At 32.4% G+C, this 22456-nt stretch carries 22 protein-coding genes, 1 tRNA gene and 1 pseudogene; 19 read left to right on the forward strand and 5 right to left on the reverse strand.

Features of this window, described 5'->3' with window-relative positions; genetic code table 11:
* Positions 1-80: 80 nt before the first annotated feature.
* A tRNA-Leu gene (locus ACXJH6_RS08640) sits at positions 81-166 on the reverse strand.
* Positions 167-223: 57 nt separating this feature from the next.
* Positions 224-511: pseudogene (locus tag ACXJH6_RS08645) on the reverse strand (HU family DNA-binding protein); the annotation flags it as partial.
* A 91-nt stretch (positions 512-602) separates the two neighbouring features.
* Between ACXJH6_RS08645 and ACXJH6_RS08650 the strand changes: the two are divergent.
* The 16 genes from ACXJH6_RS08650 to ACXJH6_RS08725 all read left to right on the forward strand — a co-directional run bounded on the left by ACXJH6_RS08650 (position 603) and on the right by ACXJH6_RS08725 (position 17557).
* Entirely contained in the window at positions 603-1049 is a 447-nt protein-coding gene (locus ACXJH6_RS08650) for a CoA-binding protein (protein WP_456471356.1), read from the forward strand.
* Complete coding sequence (ilvA, locus tag ACXJH6_RS08655; protein ID WP_456471357.1) at positions 1046-2254, forward strand: threonine ammonia-lyase; 1209 nt, start codon at positions 1046-1048, stop codon at positions 2252-2254. The genes ACXJH6_RS08650 and ilvA overlap by 4 nt, the downstream gene beginning before the upstream one ends.
* A gap of 14 nt (positions 2255-2268) precedes the next feature.
* Complete coding sequence (gene gatB, locus ACXJH6_RS08660; protein ID WP_456471358.1) at positions 2269-3696, forward strand: Asp-tRNA(Asn)/Glu-tRNA(Gln) amidotransferase subunit GatB; 1428 nt, start codon at positions 2269-2271, stop codon at positions 3694-3696.
* Positions 3693-5291, forward strand: coding sequence for an ion transporter (locus tag ACXJH6_RS08665; RefSeq protein ID WP_456471359.1), 1599 nt, complete (start codon positions 3693-3695; stop codon positions 5289-5291). Before gatB ends, ACXJH6_RS08665 begins: the two co-directional genes overlap by 4 nt.
* Positions 5288-5983 carry a potassium channel family protein gene (locus ACXJH6_RS08670; protein ID WP_456471360.1) on the forward strand — a complete coding sequence of 232 codons (696 nt, stop codon included), beginning with the start codon at positions 5288-5290 and terminating at the stop codon, positions 5981-5983. Before ACXJH6_RS08665 ends, ACXJH6_RS08670 begins: the two co-directional genes overlap by 4 nt.
* On the forward strand, positions 5973-6863 hold the full coding sequence (locus tag ACXJH6_RS08675) for an NAD(P)H-dependent glycerol-3-phosphate dehydrogenase (protein ID WP_456471377.1): 891 nt from the start codon (positions 5973-5975) through the stop codon (positions 6861-6863). Before ACXJH6_RS08670 ends, ACXJH6_RS08675 begins: the two co-directional genes overlap by 11 nt.
* 184 nt (positions 6864-7047) lie before the next feature.
* Positions 7048-7767: a 23S rRNA (cytidine-2'-O)-methyltransferase TlyA gene (tlyA, locus tag ACXJH6_RS08680; RefSeq protein WP_456471361.1), complete on the forward strand. Its 720-nt coding sequence runs from the start codon at positions 7048-7050 to the stop codon at positions 7765-7767.
* Positions 7760-8809 (forward strand): flavodoxin-dependent (E)-4-hydroxy-3-methylbut-2-enyl-diphosphate synthase, encoded by a 1050-nt coding sequence (gene ispG, locus ACXJH6_RS08685; RefSeq protein ID WP_456471362.1) that lies wholly within the window; start codon positions 7760-7762, stop codon positions 8807-8809. Before tlyA ends, ispG begins: the two co-directional genes overlap by 8 nt.
* Before the next feature lie 29 nt (positions 8810-8838).
* Positions 8839-9129, forward strand: a complete 291-nt coding sequence (locus ACXJH6_RS08690) for a 4-hydroxy-3-methylbut-2-en-1-yl diphosphate synthase (protein WP_456471363.1) — start codon at positions 8839-8841, stop codon at positions 9127-9129.
* Positions 9130-10530: a replicative DNA helicase gene (locus ACXJH6_RS08695; RefSeq protein WP_456471364.1), complete on the forward strand. Its 1401-nt coding sequence runs from the start codon at positions 9130-9132 to the stop codon at positions 10528-10530.
* A complete protein-coding gene (locus ACXJH6_RS08700) occupies positions 10527-11711 on the forward strand; it encodes a ComEC/Rec2 family competence protein (RefSeq protein WP_456471365.1) in 1185 nt (394 codons plus the stop codon). The genes ACXJH6_RS08695 and ACXJH6_RS08700 overlap by 4 nt, the downstream gene beginning before the upstream one ends.
* Before the next feature lie 8 nt (positions 11712-11719).
* Positions 11720-13651: an IGHMBP2 family helicase gene (locus tag ACXJH6_RS08705; protein ID WP_456471366.1), complete on the forward strand. Its 1932-nt coding sequence runs from the start codon at positions 11720-11722 to the stop codon at positions 13649-13651.
* Complete coding sequence (locus ACXJH6_RS08710) at positions 13648-14787, forward strand: class I SAM-dependent rRNA methyltransferase (RefSeq protein WP_456471367.1); 1140 nt, start codon at positions 13648-13650, stop codon at positions 14785-14787. Before ACXJH6_RS08705 ends, ACXJH6_RS08710 begins: the two co-directional genes overlap by 4 nt.
* Entirely contained in the window at positions 14784-15284 is a 501-nt protein-coding gene (locus tag ACXJH6_RS08715) for a SixA phosphatase family protein (protein WP_456471368.1), read from the forward strand. The genes ACXJH6_RS08710 and ACXJH6_RS08715 overlap by 4 nt, the downstream gene beginning before the upstream one ends.
* Positions 15241-15762 (forward strand): hypothetical protein, encoded by a 522-nt coding sequence (locus tag ACXJH6_RS08720; protein WP_456471369.1) that lies wholly within the window; start codon positions 15241-15243, stop codon positions 15760-15762. Before ACXJH6_RS08715 ends, ACXJH6_RS08720 begins: the two co-directional genes overlap by 44 nt.
* The gene (locus ACXJH6_RS08725) at positions 15749-17557 is read left to right on the forward strand and encodes a menaquinone biosynthesis decarboxylase (RefSeq protein ID WP_456471370.1); all 1809 of its coding nucleotides are present in this window, start codon (positions 15749-15751) and stop codon (positions 17555-17557) included. The genes ACXJH6_RS08720 and ACXJH6_RS08725 overlap by 14 nt, the downstream gene beginning before the upstream one ends.
* Here ACXJH6_RS08725 and ACXJH6_RS08730 read toward each other — a convergent pair.
* Positions 17550-17849: a hypothetical protein gene (locus tag ACXJH6_RS08730; RefSeq protein ID WP_456471371.1), complete on the reverse strand. Its 300-nt coding sequence runs from the start codon at positions 17847-17849 to the stop codon at positions 17550-17552. The genes ACXJH6_RS08725 and ACXJH6_RS08730 overlap by 8 nt on opposite strands.
* Before the next feature lie 119 nt (positions 17850-17968).
* Here ACXJH6_RS08730 and ACXJH6_RS08735 point away from each other — a divergent pair, with 119 nt between their 5' ends.
* The gene (locus ACXJH6_RS08735; protein ID WP_456471372.1) at positions 17969-18604 is read left to right on the forward strand and encodes a Crp/Fnr family transcriptional regulator; all 636 of its coding nucleotides are present in this window, start codon (positions 17969-17971) and stop codon (positions 18602-18604) included.
* A gap of 234 nt (positions 18605-18838) precedes the next feature.
* Positions 18839-19606: a KamA family radical SAM protein gene (locus ACXJH6_RS08740; RefSeq protein ID WP_456471373.1), complete on the forward strand. Its 768-nt coding sequence runs from the start codon at positions 18839-18841 to the stop codon at positions 19604-19606.
* Here the strand turns inward: ACXJH6_RS08740 and ACXJH6_RS08745 are convergent.
* Both ACXJH6_RS08745 and hcp read right to left on the reverse strand, forming a co-directional pair.
* Positions 19590-19973: a bacteriohemerythrin gene (locus tag ACXJH6_RS08745; RefSeq protein WP_456471374.1), complete on the reverse strand. Its 384-nt coding sequence runs from the start codon at positions 19971-19973 to the stop codon at positions 19590-19592. The genes ACXJH6_RS08740 and ACXJH6_RS08745 overlap by 17 nt on opposite strands.
* A gap of 82 nt (positions 19974-20055) precedes the next feature.
* Entirely contained in the window at positions 20056-21483 is a 1428-nt protein-coding gene (hcp, locus tag ACXJH6_RS08750; protein ID WP_456471375.1) for a hydroxylamine reductase, read from the reverse strand.
* Between the two features lie 104 nt (positions 21484-21587).
* Here hcp and ACXJH6_RS08755 point away from each other — a divergent pair.
* Positions 21588-22456: DEAD/DEAH box helicase (locus ACXJH6_RS08755; protein WP_456471376.1), on the forward strand; the 869-nt coding region annotated here is incomplete at its 3' end.

The raw sequence follows: 22456 nt of genomic DNA on the forward strand, positions 1-22456 counted from the left end.
AATATCCTTGGGCCAGGTCTATATTTGTTTCTTTTTTAAAATTTTTTCATTTAAAATGAAGGTATATCAGTAGATTAATATGGTACCGGAGGAGGGACTCGAACCCTCATGGGCTAGGCCCACCGGATTTTGAGTCCGGCGCGTCTACCAGTTCCGCCACTCCGGCTTGGGGTGAAATTATATTAAAAAAATAATAAAAAAATCAAGCAAAAAAAAGCTTGATTTACGAATTTACGATTTCCTTTAGTTTTTTACCTACTTTAAATTTAACCGACTTGCTTTCAGGGATTTTAACTTCTTTATTTGTACCAGGTACTCTTGCTACTCTTGCCGCTCTTGTTACTACTTCAAAATTTCCAAAACCAATAAAACTTACCTTTTCACCATTTTTTAAAGCTTCTTCGATAGTTTCAATGCTTGCGTCTATTACTGCGGCAACATCTTTTTTACTAAGACCTGTTTTTTCAGCCACTTTATTTACTAAATCAGATTTTTTCATTTTTTCCTCCTTTTTGGGCTTTGGAAAATTTTACTCTTTTTTATCTTAAAAAATCAAGAGTTTTTGGGAATTTTTGCTATAATTTTGCTAAAAAAGGTTAAAAATGAGTGCTTGCGAGTTGCCTAGTGCCTCTGGGGCGGAGCCTAAGCTTTGTGAAATTTTGAAAAAGAGTAAAACTATTGTAGTTGTAGGATTGTCTCCAAAAGAACATAGAGCTTCTAATCAAGTGGCAAAATATTTACAAGAAAAAGGTTTTAAAATTATACCTGTTTATCCTAGGGAAGATACTATTTTAGGAGAAAAAGTATATAGAAATTTAGATGAAATAGATTTTGAAGTAGACATTGTAGATATTTTTAGAAAAGGAGAAGATACTCCGCCAATAGTGGAAAAAGCCGTAAAACTTCCTGGTGTTAAATGTGTGTTTTTACAAGAGGGTGTAAAAAACGAATTATCAAAAGAAATAGCACAAAAAGCAGGGGTTTATTATGTTGAAGATAAGTGTCTTATGGTGGAGTATATCAGATGTATGAATGAGGGACTGTTATGATTCCTTTAGAGAAAATTCAAGAAGCTCACAAGAGAGTCAAAAAAGTTATATATAAAACACCCTTTGCTTATGCTCCTGTCCTTTCTCAAAAAGTAGGAAATGAGATTTTTTTAAAAAAAGAAAACCTTCAAACTACAGGAGCTTTCAAATTAAGAGGAGCTTTTAATAAAATAGCTTCCCTTCCGGAAGATAAAAGAAAAAAAGGTGTAATAGCGGCAAGTGCGGGAAATCACGCTCAAGGTGTTGCTTTTAGTGCCAATTATTTTAATATTCCTTCAATTATTGTAATGCCGGAAGCCACGCCTCTTACTAAAGTTAGCGGTGTTAAGGAATATGGCGGAGAAGTAGTGCTGGCTGGAAATAATTATGATGAAGCATATGAGTATGCATTAAATTTGGCAAAAGAAAAAGGGCTTGAGTTTATTCATCCGTTTGCGGATGTTGATGTAATGGCTGGACAGGGGACTATAGCTCTTGAAATGCTTGAAAAGGTGCCTGAACTTGATTATATAATTGTCCCTGTGGGAGGAGGGGGGCTTATCAGCGGAATAGCCAGTGCGGCTAAACAGATTAATCCTCATATTAAAGTAATAGGTGTTACGGCTGCGGGGGCTCCTGCTATGAGACTCAGTTTTTTATCCGGAAGTGTTCAGGATACTACATATGTTAAAACGATAGCTGATGGAATTGCCGTTAGAGACACTTCTCCGATTACTTTTGAAATTATAAAAGAAGTTGTTGATGATATAGTGGAAGTTGATGATGAAGAGATTGCTAATGCTATTTTATTTTTAATGGAGAGACAAAAACTTGTAGTAGAAGGTGCGGGTGCTGTTGGAATCGCCGCACTTTTACACCGTAAAATAAAATTCGGGGCTCCTAAGAAAGTAGGAGTAGTGTTAAGCGGCGGTAATATTGACGTTACTATGATAAATCTTATTATAGAAAAAGGTCTTTTAAAATCCCATAGGAAAATGAAGCTGGTAATTACGCTTGTAGATAAGCCTGGAGCATTAATGAAGCTTACCGAAATTTTGGCTAAAGAGAGAGCTAATATTGTGTCTATCGGATATGATAGGACTGATTTGAATTTGGCTATTGGGGATGCAAACGTGTCAATTGCCCTTGAAACCAGAGGGCTTGAGCATCAGGAGTCTATTAAAAGAGCTTTACATAAACACGGGTTTAGATTCGTAGTAGAATAAAAAAAGGAGAATAAATGAGTAAAAATTATGAAGTTGTAATAGGTTTGGAAGTTCATGTTCAGTTAAATACAAAAACAAAAATTTTTTGTAGCTGTCCTACAAGTTTTGGTGATGAACCGAATACCAATACATGTCCTACGTGTCTTGGACTTCCAGGAGCGCTTCCGGTTATGAATAAAGAAGCCATAAAAAAAGCTGTAATGTTTGGTAAAGCGGTAAATGCTACAATTAATAAAAGAAGTACGTTTGAGAGAAAAAACTATTTTTATCCCGACCTTCCAAAAGGTTATCAAATTTCTCAGTTTGTAGTACCAATTGTTGAAAACGGAGAGCTTTTTATCGATACTAAAGACGGAAAGAAAAAAATAGGAATTACAAGAGCTCACTTAGAAGAAGATGCGGGTAAAAATATTCATGAAGGCGAATATTCAAAAGTAGATTTAAATAGAGCAGGAACCCCTCTTCTTGAAATAGTAAGCGAACCTGATATGAGAAGCAGCGATGAAGCTATTGCTTACCTTAAAAAACTTCATGCAATTGTCAAATATCTTGGAATTAGTGATGCTAATATGCAGGAAGGAAGCTTCAGGGTTGATGCAAATGTTTCTGTTAGACCTAAAGGACAAAAAGAGTTTGGGACTAGAGTGGAGATTAAAAATATAAATTCATTTAAATTTATTAAACAGGCGATAGAATATGAAGTTGAAAGACATATTGAAGCATACGAATATGATGAATATGAGGATGAGGTAGTTCAAGAAACAAGACTTTTTGATTCAAAGACGGGCGAAACTAGGAGTATGAGGGGAAAAGAAGAGTCGGCTGATTACAGATATTTTCCAGACCCTGACTTACTTCCTCTAGAAGTCCCTGAAGAGTTTTATGAAATTAAAATTCCTGAACTTCCTGATGAGAAAAAAGAGCGTTATATAAAAGAATTTGGACTTAAAGAGTATGATGCCGGAGTACTTACGGCTGAGCCTGAACTTGCTGAGTTTTTTGAGCGTATGATAGCACTTGGAGTTGAACCTGCCGCTGCGAACAGATGGCTGGCAATTGAACTTCTTGGAAGACTTAACAAAGCGGGGCTTGATATTACGGCTTCTCCGGTGTCTCCTGAAAAACTATCACTGATTGCTAAAAGAGAAAAAGAGGCGGTTATAAGCGGTGCAGGAGGTAAAAAAGTTCTTGATTTATTAATGGAAGAAGACATTGAGGTGGACGTTGCGATTGAAAAACTGGGACTTAAACAGGTAAGTGATGAGGGTGCTATTGAAAAAATGGTTGATGAGGTATTAGCAGCTAACGCAGACAAAGTAGAAGAGTATAAAGCCGGAAAAGAAAAACTGTTTGGATTTTTTGTAGGACAGGTTATGAAAGCTAGTCGTGGTAAAGCAAATCCTCAAATAGTGAACAAAATATTAAAAAGTAAGCTATCTTGAATAAAATAAAAAAACCTATTATAAAGGCTCTTATAGCCTTTGCTTATTATTTAGACGGTAATAAAACATATAAAAAAACTAAGTATTTTTTCTGGCGTTTAATGAATGACGATTCTTTTCCTCCTAAAAAAGTTTTTGATTTTTTTATGTTCTTTTTGGTTTTGATAAGTGTTGGTATTTTACTTTATGATATAAAGCATAAGGTTCACCCTATATTGGAAGATTTTGATTTTTATTTTGTTACCGGTGTATTTGCCGTAGAATATTTAGTAAGACTTTGGGTATATAACGATATTCATAAAATAATAATTCAGGAGTATGAAGAAGCCCATTTTGTCGGACGAGAGTTTGATTTAAAGAAAGTAATAAAAGAGATTATTGCCAAAAAATGGGAATATATCAGGTCACCTTTTGCCATTATTGATTTTTTGGCAATTTTGCCGAGTTACAGGGCTTTAAGAATTTTTAGGATTTTTGTAATTTTCAGACTTTTTAAGCTTCTTAGGTATACTAAAAGCATAAATACGTTTATAGAAGTTCTTGCCAATAAAAAATTTGAACTTTTTATTCTCCTTATTGCGGTATCGTTTGTTACATTTATAGGAGGAGCCGTAATTTATGTTTTTGAAGCTCATACCAATGGAAAGATTCAAAATATTTTTGATGCTATTTATTGGTCGTTGATTACCATTTCCACTGTTGGTTACGGTGATATTACGCCCGTTACTCCTGAGGGCAAAGTCCTTACGATGGTATTAATTATAATTGGTATCGGATTTATATCTTTTTCCACTTCTATTATAGCTTCGGCTTTTACGGAAAAGCTTGAGGAGCTTAAAGCCGAAAGAGTCGTAAGAATTGTTAGAAGTTTAAACGATGTTTATTTTATATGCGGGTATTCAAATGAGGCTGAAATTTTATGCGAGAGATTTAAAAAGGAAAATCAGGATTTTGTAGTTGTGGATATTGACGAAAACAGAGTTCAAAAAGCTGCAATGAAAGGTTATATATCGGTTAAAGGTGATGTTGCCCAAAAAGATTTTTTAAAAACTCTTGATTTTAATAAAATAACAAAAGTGTTTGTTCTTACTAATGACGATATTAGTAACGCTTTTATGGTTTTAAGTATAAAAGCATATTGTAAGGATATAGAAATCATTGCTCTTGCCAATGATGAAAACAATATTTCAAAAATTAAAAAAGCCGGGGCAAACCATATAGTCGTTCCTACAACAGTTACGGCTCTTCTTATGACGGAATATATCGGGCATCCTATAACTTTTGAAGTAATTGATGCAATTTTAACTGAAAAAAGAAACGCCGTTATAGATGAAATTATAGTACTTGAGAATTCCATACTGGAGGGTAAACTTGTGGGAGAGATAGATTTTGATAAATATAAACTTATATTATTTGGAGTATTAAAAAAAGACGAATCCCCTTTATTAAACGAAACCTTAAAAATAGAACAGGGTCATTTTTATTTTAATCCTCCTTTTGACCTTAAACTTGATGCTGGGGATATTATAGTTGTAATGGGATATAGTGTTAGCGTTAATTATTTTAAATATCTGGTTGAAAGAAGTAGTATATGAAAATAGCATTATTTGGATTTGACGATTTTGGGGAGAGGGTTGCAAGTTTTATAGAAAAAAGAGAGCTTATAGTGGTAGTATTGGATGAAAAAGAAGAACAAAAGGCAAAAGAAAAATTATATGATGTTATAAGAATTCATGAAATAACCGATGATGAAATAAAGCAGATAGGAGATTATGACGTTGCTTTAGCGGTTTTAAGAGACGAAGATAAAAATCTTTTTTTATGCCTTACTTTAAAAGACATGTATCCTTTAAAAAAAGTTATAGCTAAAGTTTCGAATAAAGATAACGAATATAAATATAAACTGGCCGGTGTTGATAAAACTATTAATCCTTATGAAGTTACTGCTAATAGAATTATGACTATTTTAAAAAAGCCTTTAACTCTTAGGGTAATAGAAGAAATCATATTTGAAGACAATAAACTCTCTTTTGCGGAAATAGAGATACCCGAAAACTCTTTTTTAGACGGGAAACATATGAAAGATGTTTATAAAGAAGTTTCTTCTAATTACAATATTCTTATTGTGGCGATTGTTGATAAAGAAATAAGTGAAGAGGTTCAGTTTGTAACAAAGGGAATAAATCATAAAATAGATAAAGGGGATATTCTAATAGTGGTTGGAGATAAAGATGAAATAGAGAGATTTAAAATGGATTTGGATACGATAAGGAGGGCTGATGGTTAGCGTAATGGGCGCGGGAGCGTGGGGGAGCGCTATTTTCCATGCAATTTCTCAAAAAGTCAAAGCCGTTATAACTTCCAGAAAAAAAAGAAATATAAAAAATTTTGTAAATATCGAAGAAGCTTTAAAAAACGAATATCTGATTATAGTTATAGCAGCCCAGTCTGTAAGTGAGTTTTTAAAAAAATGGGGAGACAGAATAAAAGATAAAAAAATTCTTGTGGCCAGTAAAGGTATAGATAATACTACTTATAAATTTTTAAATGAAATTTTTGAGGAATATGTGGATGAGGAAAACTTAGCTTTTCTATCCGGACCTTCTTTTGCAAAAGAAGTAAAAGAAAATAAACCTACGGCGCTTGTTATAGCGTCTAAAAATTTAAATCTTGCAAAGCGTTTTGGAGAGTTTTTTCCGGATTTTATAAAGATATATACGGATGATGATGTCCAAGGTGTGGAAATTGCGGGTGCCTATAAAAATGTAATAGCGATAGCGGCTGGAATATGTGAAGGGTTGAATCTGGGAAATAATGCAAAAGCGGCCCTTATAGCCAGGGGATTAGTGGAAATGGATAGATTTGGAGAGTATTTTGGGGCTAAAAAGGATACCTTTTTAGGTGTTGCTGGAGCGGGTGATTTGTTTTTGACGGCAAATTCCACTATGAGCAGAAACTATAGAGTTGGACTTAATCTTGCAAAAGGAAAAATGCTTGATGATATTTTAACAGAACTTGGCGAAGTGGCAGAAGGCGTTTATACAACAAAAGCTATCTTTAATATTTCTCAGAAAAATAATATTTATACACCTATTGCCGTTGAAGTTTATAAAATTTTATACGAGGGGAAATCCCCCCAACAATCTCTTAAAGATTTAATTGCTTAGAGGAGATTTTTTAGTAGCATCTATTGCAAGATAAAGAATAGCACCTGTTGCTATAACACATAAAGCGATAGCCATAAATCCGCTAAATCCCATTTTTTCTCCTTTTGATTTAATCATTTTATTATAGCAAAATATGTGAATATGTGAATAAAGTTTGATAAAATTTATTTAAAAAAGGCTATAATTGAGACTTGATGAAGCAATTGTAAATAAAGGTTTGCTCGATTCTCGTAATAAAGCAAAAGAACAGATAAAAAAATCAAAAGTTAAAGTAAACGGAAAGCTTATAACAAAGCCTTCATATAAAGTTGGTTTAGAGGATAAAATTGAGATTTTAGAAAATAACGTTTATGTAAGCAGGGCTGCTTGGAAATTAAAAAATTATTTAGAAAAATATAATATAGATTTTAAAGAAAAAACGGTTTTGGATGTAGGGAGTTCAACGGGTGGATTTAGCGAAGTCTCTTTAGAAAAGGGAGCAAAAAAGCTTGTATGCGTGGATGTCGGTTCAAATCAGCTTCATCCTAAAATCAAAAATCATTCAAAAGTGGAAAGTTATGAAAATACCGATATAAGGGATTTTGATTATCCGGAAAAATTTGATATTGTAGTAAGTGATGTAAGTTTTATTTCGCTTCTTAAAGTTATAAAAAAAATTGACGAATTGGCTAAAAGCGATATTATTTTACTTTTTAAACCCCAATTTGAGGTCGGAAAAGATGTAAAAAGGGATAAAAAAGGTGTGGTAACGGACACGGAAGCCGTAAAAAAAGCCAGGGAAAATTTTGAAAAAGAAACACGTAAACTAGGCTGGAAATTAAAAAGAAGCGAAGAATCCAGTGTAAAAGGAAAAGAGGGAAATATTGAATATATTTACCATTTTGTAAAGGAATACAATGATTAAAAGATATCCTACAAAAAAAATAAAAGTCGGAAATGTAGAAATTGGGGGAGACGCTCCAATCTCTGTCCAGTCTATGACATTTTCCAAGACAAAAGATATAAATTCAACGCTTGAGCAGATAAACAGACTTTATTTTGCTGGAGCGGATATTGTAAGAGTGGCGGTTTTGGATGAAGAAGACGCAGATGCTTTAAAAATAATTAAAAAAAAATCTCCGCTGCCTGTAATTGCCGATATTCATTTTAATTATCGACTTGGACTTAAAGCCGCTGAGGTAGTAGATGGGCTTAGAATAAATCCGGGTAATATTGGCGGCAAGGATAGAGTAAGAGAAATAGTAAAAGTATGTAAAGAACGCTCAATTCCGATAAGAATTGGAGTAAATGCCGGAAGTTTGGAAGAACATCTTGAAAACAGATACGGACAGACTCCAAAAGCGATGGTTGAGTCGGCTCTGTGGCATATTAAATTTCTTGAAGATTTGGATTTTAGGGATATAAAAGTCTCTCTTAAAGCCAGTGACGTTATAAGAACGGTGGAAGCATACAGAATGCTAAGGCCCCTTGTGGAGTATCCTTTTCATTTGGGTGTTACGGAAGCGGGGACCAGGTTTCATGCTACTATCAAATCAGCAGCCGCGTTTGGAGCTTTATTGCTTGAAGGAATAGGAGATACGTTGAGGGTCTCTATTACAGGGGAACTTGAAGAAGAAATAAGAGTAGGGAAGGCTATTTTACAAGATTTAGGATTAAAAGAAGGAGTAAATATAATTTCTTGTCCAACATGTGGGAGAATAGAAGTTGATTTGCCGCCGATTGTAGAAGCTGTGGAAGAAGCAGTTAAGGATATTAAAAAACCTTTAAACCTGTCTGTTATGGGATGTGTGGTAAACGCAATAGGTGAGGCTAAGGAAGCGGATTTGGCAATAGCCTGTGGAAAAGGATACGGACTAATACTTAAAAAAGGCGAAATAATAGGCAAATATAAAGAGAATGAGCTTTTAGATAAGTTTTTAGAGGAAATAAAAAAAATAGCGGAGTAATTTGGTATAATTTATAAAAAAGGAGATTTATGAGTGCTACCACTCTTATTTATATCGTAGGACTTTCGATAGCTTCTATGGCTTTTATATTTATGTTTTTGATATTAAAACCCAGTAAAGTTACCAAAGAAAAACTTGAAAAAGTGCTCGGCAGGGAAACTGTTGAAAAAATAAAAGAGGCAAAAAGTGATGAAGAGATTAAACAGATAATAAGGTCTCTTTCCAGGTTTAAAAAATCTAAGTTAAAAACTCTTATGGAATCCCAAGATATCAGAGATGTTTTAAAAGCTATACGCGAACATATATTAAAGGAGAATTAATTGAATCTTTTTAATCTTGATATAGAAAGAGGGATTTTAAGCGCTATTTTATTTGATGGAAAAGTATATGAAGATGTGGCTGCTATTTTAAAACCGGGCGATTTTTATCTTCCTTTTCATCAATATGTTTTTGAAACGATGGAAGAACTTTATAAAAAAGACCTTCCGATTGACGAAATCTTCTTAAGAGATGAATTAAAGAAAAAAAAGAAATACGACGAAGAACTTTTTTTAGAAATTTTAGGAACTGCCCCTGTAGAAGCGGTTGAAGCGTATGCAAAAGAGATAAAAGATTTGGCTACAAAAAGAGAACTTATTCACCTCTCCAACGAAATTAAAAAAATTGTTTTAGAAGAAGATAAACGTGCGATTGAAGAAGTTGAAGAAATTCAGGGAAAACTTTTTTCTATAGCTACTTCTAATCTGGCGGGTGATTTTAAGTCTTCAACAAAAATTATAAATGACACGCTTGATTTTATTAAAAAACAAGCGGCTAAAAAAAACAAAATTGTAACAGGTCTTGATACAGGATTTATAGAACTTAATAGAATGACCAGCGGTTTTGGAGAAGGTGATTTAATAATCATTGCGGCAAGACCTTCTATGGGTAAAACGGCGTTTGCTTTAAATATTGCTCTTAACGTTATAAAGCAGAATAAAGGAGTTGCTGTTTTTTCTTTGGAAATGCCTGCAGAGCAGTTAATGCTTAGGATGATGAGTGCTGCGGGAAAAATACCCCTTCAGGATATTAGAAGAGGTAATCTAAACGATGAAGAGTGGAGTAAACTCTCATCAGTTGCGGATGATTTATCTGCTAGACCTCTTTTTGTGGATGATGAGGGAAACGTAAATATTCATACAATAAGGGCAAAATTAAGAAAGTTAAAAGCTCAAAATCCTGATTTATCGTTAGCGATTATAGATTATCTTCAGCTTATTTCATCTGACCAGAGGGAGAGGCATTTGGCTATTGCGGAAATTAGCAGGAGTTTAAAACTTCTGGCAAGAGAACTTCAAATTCCCATAATCGCTCTTTCTCAGCTTAACCGTTCGCTTGAGAGCAGACCTAATAAAAGACCGATGCTCAGTGACCTTAGGGAATCAGGAGCGATTGAACAGGATGCCGATATTATTATGTTTATATATAGGGATGATGTTTATAAAGCCATGGAAGCAAAGCAAAAACAAAAAGAAGCTTTAGAAAAAGGAAAAGCTTTAGAAATCGATTTTCAGGAAAAAGAGGTTGAAGACGCTGAAATTATTATAGGAAAACAAAGAAACGGTCCTACAGGCACTGTGGAGATGTTATTTCATAAAAAATATACTCTGTTTACTGATAAAATTGAACCGGTTTATGAAGTAGAACCTACAACGGCTCAGATAGATATGCCTAGTATATGAAAAAATACTGGGCTATAACCGCTTTTTTATTTATTCTTTTAAGAATGCAGCTGCTTTTTTTAAATTATCTCTCTTTTTCATATCCTTTTATAAAAACAGTTGAAGCAAAAGTAGTAAATCAATATTTAAAAAAAGATTATTGGGTTTTAAAACTAAAAAACAGAGAAGTGACATTTTATATTACGACCAAGGATAATATTAAAAATCTTTTAAATGAGAATATAAAAGTTAATATATTTACCAATAAAATAACTTTTTGGGGATATCTGACCTCTTTTTATGCGGTTAGTTATAATTTGAGGCTTTTAGAAGTTTTTAAAGTTGAAAAGTATATTGAGTCACAGCATAAAAACGAAGAAATTATAAATCTTTTTAAAGCTCTTTTTTTAGGTGAGTCTATGAATTACAAGACCCGGAAGAAATTAGGTGCTCTTGGAATTTCTCATCTTATGGCTTTAAGCGGGCTTCATTTGGGGGTTATATCTTTCTTTTTATTTTTAATGTTAAATTTTTTTTATAAAAAGGTACATAAATTTTTCCCTTATAGAAACAAATGGATTGATATAGGTTTTATAGTTTTGATTATGGAATTTTTGTATCTTTGGGCGGTAGGTTTTCCTCCTTCTCTTATAAGGGCCTTTGTTTTGGAAAGTGTACTGTTTTTGGTTGCGGTAAGTTTTGGAAATTTATTTTCTGTAAAAGCATTAATTATTACGGGATGTCTTTCTCTTTTTTTGTTTGCTAATAAAATTTTTGGTATAGGATTTTTGCTTAGTATGGCCGGAGTATTTTATATTTATCTTTTTTTTAATTATTTTAAGGCAAATTTTTATAATTCTATTTTGCTAAGTTTTTATATGTTTTTGGTTATGTTTGTATGGGGGCACTATTTTTTTGGATATATGAATAATTATCAGCTTTTATCGCCTGTTGTAAATATTTTGTTTTCCGTTTTTTATCCTTTGGGAGTTTGTTTGCATCTCTTTGGTATGGGCGGTGTTTTTGATGAAATTATTTTAAAATATCTTGCCCTGGGAGAGAAATATTATTATGTTAATATTTCAATCTGGTTTTTAATTTTTTTCACATTGCTTTCTATCATAGCAATAAAGAAAAAATGGGCTTTTTATGGTATAAATTTATTAGCGTTTATAGTTTTATTATCAAGTGTAAGAATTTAGGAGGGGTGATGAGTAAATATAAATTTAAAGATGAAAACGAATATTATGAATATTTTGCCGAGCTTATCGAAAAAGAAAGAAAAGCCGAAATGGAATTTCATCTTGAAGAGATAAAACGGCTAAGCGGGGCTGAGAGGCAAAAAAGAGGAAGAGCCGTTTTAGGGCTCAGGATGAGATTTGTAGGGGAATTTTTAGATTTTAAAATATACAGATTCAACAGAAACAATATGCCCGAACACCAGATAAAAGTAGGAGATATAGTATTGGTAAGTAAAGGTGAGCCTTTAAAATTGGCTCAAGAAGCCACTGTCAGTGCCGTTGGTAAAAATTTTATAGAAGTTTATTCAAAAGAGCCGATTTTCAGAAGCAAACTATATAGGCTTGATTTATATGTAAATGATATTACTTTTAAAAGAATGTTAAAAGCATTAGAGAGTGTAAAAAATAAAGAAAGCAGATTTAGTAATGAAATTTTGCTTGGTCATAAAAAACCTCAGATAGAAGAGGCGGACGTTTTTAGCGAAAATTTAAACGAATCTCAAAATAAGGCTTTTAAGTTTAGTATAAATTCAGAAGCTTTTCTAATCCATGGCCCTCCGGGTACCGGTAAAACTACCACGCTTGGCGAAGTTATAAAAAAACATATCGAATTTAAGAAAAAAATACTGGTGAGTGCCGACAGTAATGTAGCGGTAGATAATATTATGGAAAAATTAAAAGATTATAATATTGTAAGAGTAGGCCATCCGGCAAAAATAGAAAGTTCACTTATGAAATATTCTTTGGATGTAAAAATAAGACGGGATAAAAGATATAAAGAAGTTGAAAAAATTATAAAAAAGATAGATGATTTAAAGTATCTGCAGGAAAAAAGAACAAAAAAACCCACTCCCGCCAGAAGAAGGGGTATGAGTGATGAAGAGATTTTAAAACTTGCAAAAGAGGGAAAAGGCAAAAGAGGCGTAAAAGCCGAGTGGGTAAAAGAAATGGCCGAGTGGATAAAAATCCAGCAAAAAATAAATAAACTATACGATGAAAAAAATAAAATAACTGAAGAAATTATGGAAGATATATTAAACAGCGCCGATGCAGTATTTGCTACGAATTCGGGTGCTGGAAGTGAGTTTTTGGAGGGAAGGGAGTTTGATGTCGTGTTTTTGGATGAAGCGGCGCAGGCTATGGAGCCAAGCACCCTTATTCCTTTAATCAAAGCACCTCAGGCTGTATTTGCCGGAGACCATAAACAGCTTCCTCCGACTATTTTAAGCAATGACGAAAGACTCAGAGTCAGTATGTTTGAGAGGTTTTCATATCTGTATCCGGATGCTTTGCATACTCTTGAAATCCAGTACAGAATGAATGAGAAAATAAATAATTTTCCAAGCTGTGAGTTTTATGAATGTAAAGTAAAAACATATGAAGAGATTAAAAACATAACCATAAAAGATTTGGGAATAAAAGAGGATGATTTTTATGCGGGATATGAGCCGTATGTTTTTTATGATACGCAAGGAAAGTTTCTTGAAGCAGTAAAAAAAGGCTCACCTTCAAAATATAATCCAAAAGAAGCTGAATTTGTAAAAGAACTGGTTGATAGGTTTATTTTAAACGGAGCAAAAGAAGAACATATCGGGGTTATTACACCTTACAAAGACCATGAAGAGTATATGAAAAAAATAATAGAACATAATATTGAAATAAAATCGGTTGACGGTTTTCAGGGACGCGAAAAAGAGATAATAATCGTAAGTTTGGTTAGAGCAAACGATAAAGAAGAAATCGGATTTTTAAGTGATATCAGAAGATTAAACGTAGCAATAACAAGACCTAAAAGAAAACTTTTGATTATAGGAGACGCTAAGACGCTTTCAAGTAACAAAACATATGCCGATTTGATACAATATGTTAAAAAAAACGGAATTTATAAAGAGGCGGTATGAAAGTAGAAATTACAAAACAAGGTTATGAGAAACTAAAAAAAATAGCCCCCTGGCTTTATCAAAACGAACTGAAAATTATTCCTAAATGCGACCCCGGGACTATTGCCGATTTGATATATAAGGGAAAATATGTAGCCACCGCGTTTATTAATCCTCTTAGTAAAATTACGGCTAGAATTGTGAGTTTTGAAAAAACTAATATCGATAAAGAATTTTTTAAAAACAGAATTGAAAAAGCTGTAAAAAAAAGAAAAAAACTACAGACTGTTACAAATTCTGTGCGACTTATCCATTCCGAAGCAGATTTTCTCCCAGGCCTTATAGTCGATATGTATAAGGATAATCTTATAGTAAGTTTTACTACCGCCGGAATGGATAATTTTAAGGGTATTATTGTCGAATTGTTAATAGCACTTTTAAATCCTAAAGGTATATATGAAAAAGGCGATAAAATCCGTCAAAAAGAAGGACTTGAAATAGCATCGCAGACTCTTTACGGAGAAGTCGATGATGAGTTTATTATTTTAGAAAACAATAAAAAATTTTATACCCATTTAAAAGAGGGACAGAAAACCGGTTTTTTCCTTGACCAGAGAAAAAACAGAAAAATTGTGGGAGAATACGGAAATAAAAGAACGCTTGATTTGTTTGCAAATGCAGGAGGTTTTGGGATTTACGCCGGAGCTGGGTTTACAAAGTTTGTAGAAATTTCGGCACTTGCCTGTTCTTTGATAGAAAAAAACTGTGAGCTTAACGGTATTGAAAATTATGAAATAGTAAAATCTGATGTTTTTAAATTTTTGGAAAAAGAAAAAAATATGTATGATTTAATAATAATTGATCCACCCGCTTTTGCAAAAAACAAAAATGCCAGAAAAGGTGCAATAAAAGGCTGGAAATATCTGATAGTAAATTCTTTAAAAATTTTAGAAGAAGGGGGATATTTGGCGCTTTTTAGCTGTTCACATTCCATTACTTCAAAAGACCTTTTGGATTTGGCCTTAAGCAGCAGTGTACTTGATAATTCATATATGGAAGTTATAGAATTTATGAAACAGGATATTGACCATCCGTATCTCTTAAACATACCAAATTCTTTATATCTTACCGGAGTTTTATTGAGGAAGGAAAAATGAAAATTTTATTTATAAGACATTCGTTAGCGGTAAATAGACATGAATTTTTAGGACATGATTTTGATAGACCGTTGACACGCAGAGGTGTAAAAAGAGCTTTTAGGTTTTTTGAGATAATGAAAATCGCATATCCTAAAATTGATTATATAATAACTTCAAAAGCTTTAAGAGCAAAACAGACAGCTGAGGTGCTAAGAAAATTTTATAAGAATGCCGAGTATGAAGAGACTTCTCTTTTACTTCCGGGAAGTGGAATAAACGAGCTTAAAAAAGTACTTAACGGAAAAGATGGAGTAGTGGCAATAGTTGGACATGAACCGGATTTAAGTAATATGATAAAAGACATTATGCATACTCCAAATTTAAAAATAAAACTTTCAAAACCGTCTCTTGTAGAACTTGAAGATGAAATTTTAAAAAATATATTTGAATATAAACAAATAAAGGATATTTATGAATTTTGCAAAAATAGACGAAATAGCAAGAAAACAAAATAGTAATCTTTTAGAGGTTTTTATTGTTTTTTATGCAAATATAGCTAGTGGAAATTTTGATTTTGAAAAAGTTGCTTTAAAAATTTTTGATTTGAATAAATTAAGTAAAGAAGATATTGAAGAACTTAAAGAGTTTTTTAATTTTTTAATCGATGATATTTTGAACAAAAAAGATGAATTTATAAAAAAGGTGATTGAGCTTATTGATGACCCTGTGGAAGCTGCAAAAACGATAGGTATGTTTTTTACTATCTTTTTACCAAAAGAGGTAATTTTTTCTAAAGACCCTGAAAAAATAAAAAAAGCCTTAAATATTTATCCTGATGAAATAAAAGATTCGGTTATTAAAGCGTTGGAAATGCTAAGTATTATAAAATTAGGTGTAAAAGAATCTTATGAAATTTTAAAAGAGGTTTTAAATACCGTTATTATTTTGGGAATGATTATGAGGCTGTTGGAGGGATATAATGAATCTAAATGATTTAAAAAGATATATAAAAGTAGTAGATACTCCGCTTGATGTAAATCTTGAAATTCCTCATTTAGCTTATATAGAAGCAAAAAAGAAAAATCCAAAAATTTTAATGTTTACAAACCCGGTTGAAGGCGAAAAAAAGTTTGATATGCCGGTTGTTATGAATATTTTTGCAAATGATGAAGTGGTAAGGGAAATTTTTGGAAAAGATTTAGAAGAAATTGCCTTAGAGATTGAGAATCTTATAAAAATGAAGCCTCCTAAGACTCTTAGTGAAAAATTAAAAGCTTTCGGAAAGCTTTTTGCCATAAAAAACACTATTCCTAAAAGGGTAAAAACTGGTGAATGTCAGTATCATATTTATGAAGGCGAAGCTGCAAAACTCAGCCGACTGCCGATTCTTAAAACCTGGGAACTTGACGGCGGCAAATTTATTACAATGGGACAGGTTTATACTAAAAGCCTTGACGGTGAGACTAGAAATGTCGGAATGTACAGACTTCAGGTATATGACGATAAAAGGCTAGGACTTCACTGGCAGATACATAAAGACAGCGCTCATCTTTTTTGGGAATATAAAAAAGCTGGACAAAAAATGCCAGTAGCCGTTGCTATAGGCGGAGACCCTCTGTGGACTTGGTGTGCGACTGCACCGATGCCTCCTGGGATATTTGAAGTAATGTTATATGGATTTATAAGGGGAGAAAATCCAAAACTTGTTAAATGTATAAGTAGCGACCTTGAAGTGCCGGCGGATGCGGATATAGTAGTTGAAGGATGGTGCGACCCTGAAGAGATGGAAATAGAAGGAATGTTTGGTGACCATACGGGGTATTATACGCTTAAAAAACCTTTTCCTGTTATGCATGTAGATACTATTACTACAAAAAAAGACCCGGTATATTATGCGACTGTTGTTGGAAAACCTCCTTTGGAAGATAAATATATGGGATATGCTACAGAGAGAATTTTTCTGCCACTTCTTAAAACGACTTCTCCTGATTTAATTGATTACGCAATGCCTGAAAATGGGGTGTTTCATAATCTGATTTTATGTAAAATCGCCCCGAGATATCCGGGACACAGCTTACAGATTATGCACAGTCTATGGGGAGTTGGGCAGATGAGTTTTGTAAAACACGCAATATTTGTAAATGAAGACGCCCCAAAGCTTAGGGATTATGAAAAAATTATCGAATATATTTTAAATCATTTCAATCTACGAAATATATTAATTTCAAAAGGTATTGTCGATGAGCTTGACCATTCAAGTATTGAAGAGCTGGTGGGAGGAAAGCTTGGAGTGGATGCTACGGCTTCAATGGAAAATGAAAAATGGAAAATGGAAAATGAATTTGAATTATTAAAAGATGAAGAGCTGTTTAAAAAAATAAAAGAGCTTGATGAAAGTGTGGAAGAGGTTACGCAGTATATGGTTGATACGAAAAATCCGATATGTGTTGTTAAATTTAAAAAAGAAAAACCGGCAAAAGTGCTCTTTGATAAATTAAAAGAATTAAAACAGCATTTAAGAATTGTAATTTTTATAAATACAGCTGAAACATTTAATCCTTATATGCTTGTGTGGAGAGTTACAAACAATATAGATGCTTTAAGGGATATCTGGATAGAAGAAATTATAGGAATTGACGGGACTAATAAAGATAAAAATATTGATGGTTTTAACAGAGAATGGCCGCCTGATGTTGATACTACAAAAGAAATAATTGAAAAATTAAAAAAACTGGGATTGATTGAAGGGATAAGCGAAGAAGAGCTTAAAAAATATCAGGTTATATAAGAATTGATACTATATATTCTTTTAGCTCTTTTAACTTTTCTATATTGTCACTTTCTAATATGAATTCTATTAAATAATTATTTACAGTATATATATTAATTGTAAATTCCGGCTTTATAGGGTTTTCTATATTATCATGAACTGTAAAAAATAAAATGGCTTCTTTTTTTATTTTTAATTGGGGTATTTCATTTTCTTTTATTTTTATAATGGAATTTATATCTTCCGATGTTGTATTAAGAATAAGTGCTTCTGCAGAAACGTCAAGTTCTATAATGTCGGTAAAATTCATCAATAATCCTTATTTTTTATAAAAATTGTATCAAAATTAAACATATATTGTAAATACTAAACTTTATTAACTTGAATAATTTAACTTTTTAAGATAAAATTAATCTAAAAAAGGCAAAAATGGAGCTTAAAGAGTTTTTTTTGTTTAAAGGTCTCAGCATAGATGAAATAAACCAAATTAAAGATTTTACCATTATTAAAAAGCTTAAAAAAAATGAAATAGTATTTTATGAAAAGGAAAATCCAGCTTATTTGCACCTTTTAATAGAAGGTGTGGCAAGAGTATATAAAATAGATAATAAAGGTCATGAACTTATTATTCATAAGTTTATGCCTGTAAGTCTTATAGCCGAGCTTGCAAATTTGGAAAATATTCCTTATCCTGCCAATTGTGCTATGGATACTGATGGAGTTATTTTAAAAATCGAGTTTGAAAAATTTAAAAAATTTATGAAAAAAGGTGATGTTTGTTTTTCTATTATGAGTTCTTTACTTAGAAAGATGAAATATTTAGACGGGTTGATTCAAGCTAATTTGGTTCTTGATACCGAAAATAAAATAGCTAAGTTTATATATGAAAATCCTGAAGCTTTTGAAAGTCTAAAGCAACATTCAATTGCCACACTTTTAAATATAAAACCAGAGACTTTAAGCAGGAAACTTAAAAAATTTAAAGAGCTTGGAATTATTGAAAGCAGAGGAAATAAATTAAAAATAAAAAATTTAAAGTTAATTAAAGAAAATTTTAAATGGTAAGGAGAAAAATATTGGAATATAAAGCTTATAATATAAAAAGTTTTAAAGCATTAAATAAAACAAAAAAAAATTAACGGAAAAAAACTTGAAGGAAGCCAGCATAAATATAAAGAAACGATTCTTTTTTTTCCAAAACAGGGGCAAACGTGTCATGCTTATTGTAGCTTTTGTTTTAGGTGGCCTCAGTTTACCGGTATTAATGAACTCAAATTTGCTAGTCGGGAAGTTGAGGTATTGATAGAATATATAAAAGCAAACCCTACAATTACAGATATTTTATTTACTGGCGGAGACCCTATGGTGATGAGTGCAAAGCTTCTAAGGGCTTATGTTGAGCCTATACTTAAAGCAAAAATACCCCATCTAAAAAACATCCGTTTTGGCTCAAAAGTGCTTGGGTTTTGGCCTTACAGGTTTGTAAGTGACCCGGACAGCGAAGATTTGTTAAATTTATTTAAAGAAATTGTAAATAGTGGATATCATTTAGCATTTATGGCGCATTTTAATCATTATAAAGAGCTTGAAAGTAAAGTTTTGGAAAAAGCCGTTAAAAACATTCAAAAAACGGGAGCAATAATCAGAACTCAAGCACCTGTGCTTAGACATATAAACGCAAGCAGCGAAGTATGGGAGAAAATGTGGAAAAAACAGGTAGCTTTAGGTATGATTCCATATTATATGTTTATGCCTCGCGATATCGGAGCTAAACATTATTTTGAAATTCCATTATATGAAGCATGGAAAATTTATAAAAATGCTATTAGAAATGTCAGTGGTCTTGCAAGAACGGTTAGAGGTCCTAGTATGAGTGCAACTCCAGGCAAAGTGGCAGTAACAGGGGTTAGTGAAATAAACGGAGAAAAAGTGTTTGTATTAAATATGCTTCAAGCCAAAAATGATGAATATGTAGATATTCCATTTTTTGCCAAGTTTGACGAAAAGGCGACTTGGCTTGACGAATTAAAACCGGCTTTTGCAGATAAATTTATATTTGAGCGTTAACCATATTAAAAAAGCCGCCTGTTACCGTATCCATGGTTGCTATGTGGTTATCAAGCCATGGCAAGAAATGTTCGTAAAAATATTTTTTAAGCAATTCATAGTTATCTAGCTCTTTTTTGAGCTCTTCAAGCTCATTTATAATTCTTGTATGTTCCATTTTGTGAGGAATCTTAGCAAAAAAATCATATTTATCCATCAATTTTTCTTCAAATGAGAAATGATTTTTAACATCATTTAGAAATTCTTCATAAATTTTTTCTAAAGGTTCTTTTTTTTCTATTTTTTCAAGAAGCTTTTCAAGAATTTTAGTTTCATTTTCGTGAATTTCATTCATAGGTTCAAACGCCACTTTTTTAATTTCAATCATTTTTATCCTTATAAAGTAAATTTAAAATATATTATAGTAAAAAGCCTCGAAAGAGGGAAGAAGAGAAGGTTTAAACGAATTTTTAGCTTGCTAATTCTTTTCCAAAATCTTTGTGAATATTTCCAGAAATTACACCTAAATTGAAATTTTGTACTAAGAAATTAACAATATCTTCATTTGCAAACTGAGGAGCGTTTGGTCCAATGTAAATATCTTTCATTCCAAGGCTAAGCAGTGCTAAAAGAATAATAATAGCTTTTTGCTCCATCCACATAAGTGCGATTGATACAGGAAGCTCGTTAATATCTTCGATTCCTAAAGCGTTAGCAACAGCAAGTGCTATATGAACAGCACCGTTAGAGTCATTACATTGACCAAGGTCAATATATCTTGGAATGTCAGTTCCAGGTACAGTTCCAAAATCTACGTCGTTAAATCTGAATTTACCACAGCTTGAAGTAATAATAATATGGTCTTTTGGAACTGCCAGGGCAAGTTCTCTAAAATAATCTCTTTTTCTGCCAGGTGCGTCACATCCGGCAATTACCCATACTCTTTTTAATTTTCCTTCTTTAATAGCATCAAGTACTTTTGCTCCATAAGCTTCTAAAACAGTTTTATAATGGTGTCCTGTTGCTATTTTTTCGTTACTTTCAAATCCTGTTACATCAGGAAGTTCTAAAGTATGGTCAATTAGCGGATCAAAATTGTCGTTTTCGATTTTTTTAGCACCTTCAATACCTGTGATTTTGTAAGTATAAAGTCTGTCGATATAGTTTTGTACTTTTTTAGATTTTTCAGGCGGTACGATACAGTTAGTATTAACCACACATGTTCCGTTCCATTTGCTGAAAATATCAGTCTGGTCATACCAGGCTTTACCGATATTACCTTTTAAGTTTTTAAATTTTCTTAAATGAGGATATCCGTGTGCAGGTAGCATTTCTGAGTGAGTATATACGTTGATTTTATCAGATAAACCTCTTTCTTCTATTCTTTTAAGAAGCTTTTCGAGCATATCAAGGTTATGTCCTGAAACTAAAATACCTTTACCTTCAGCTTTATTTTGAGTAACTTCAACAGGTGCTGGTACTCCAAGAGCTTTTGTATGAAGGTCGCTTAAAAGGTCCATTACCTTCACTCCTGCATTTCCTACTTTCATAAGTTGTGCAATATGTTCGTCAAAATTAAAGTTTACGTTTGTTAGAGTAAAATATAAAGTCTCAGCATTTACATCATCTATTTCTTTAAGTACTTTTTTAGCTTCTTCATCTCCAAGATCGTTTATTAGTTCATTGGCATGTTCTCTATATGCACTAAGACCTTTAAGACCGTAAATCATCATATCCTGAAGTCTTGATTTTGTTGCGTCTTTACCACAAACACCTTTGCTTTCTCCATGACTTCCGCATCCTCCAGGTGCGCTCATTTCACATTGCCAGCAAAGAAATGGTAAATCGCAAGCCTGAGGTTTTTTATTTTCGTTTTTATTTCCAAATAGTCCGAACATTTTTTTTCTCCTTTTGTTGTTTTGGAGTATTTTAGTTATTATTTTGAAAAGTTTCATTGATTGTGGTCAATAAAAAGATAATTTTTGTAAAAAAAAGGATAAAAATGGTATTAGAAGCTGTTTATAAAAACAGGTGTCCAAGGTGTTTAGGAGATATTACATCTTTTAGGCTAAATAGGGGAGAATTTTGTGATAAGTGTATGGAAGAGATTAAAAGTTTTGAATTGTGTGATGATCTTGGAAAATATGAAAAATTTTGCAAAGCGGATAAAAAATTAAAAGAGTTTAATAAATTTTTTAAATCAAAAACAGGAAATAAGCTTAGTTCCATTCAAAAAATGTGGGCGAAAAGGTTTTTTTTAGATAACTCTTTTGCTCTTTTAGCTCCAACAGGTATTGGCAAAACAACATTTGGATTGTTACTCAGCGCATTTGTAAAAAATACCTATATCATTTTTCCCACAAAACTTTTGGTACTTCAAGCACTTGAGAAATTTAAAGAGTGGGGAATAGATGTCTTGGCTTATACCGGTAAAAAGCAGGAAAAAGAGCTTATAGAAAAAGGCGAATATGATATATTAATAACGACTACTCAGTTTTTATATAAAAACAGAGATATTATCAATAAAACATTTGAATTTGTTTTTGTAGACGATGTTGATTCGATACTTAAAAGCGGTAAAAAAATAACGGATGTTTTGGGTCTTCTTGGGTTTAGCGAAGAAGATTTGGAATATGCTTTAAAACTTATTAAAAATAAAGAGTATGAAAAACTTGAAAAAATCTCAAAAAAGAAAAAAGGAAATCTGATAGTCTCATCAGCTACCGCAAATCCCCGCTCAAAAAGAATTTTACTGTTTAGATATCTTTTAGGGTTTGAAGTAAGCCGTCCAAATCTTAATTTGAGAAATATAGAAGATTTATATGATGAAAATTATTCTTGGCAAAAATCTGTTGAATGGATAAAAAAACT

Source organism: Caminibacter sp. (genome assembly GCF_053999135.1).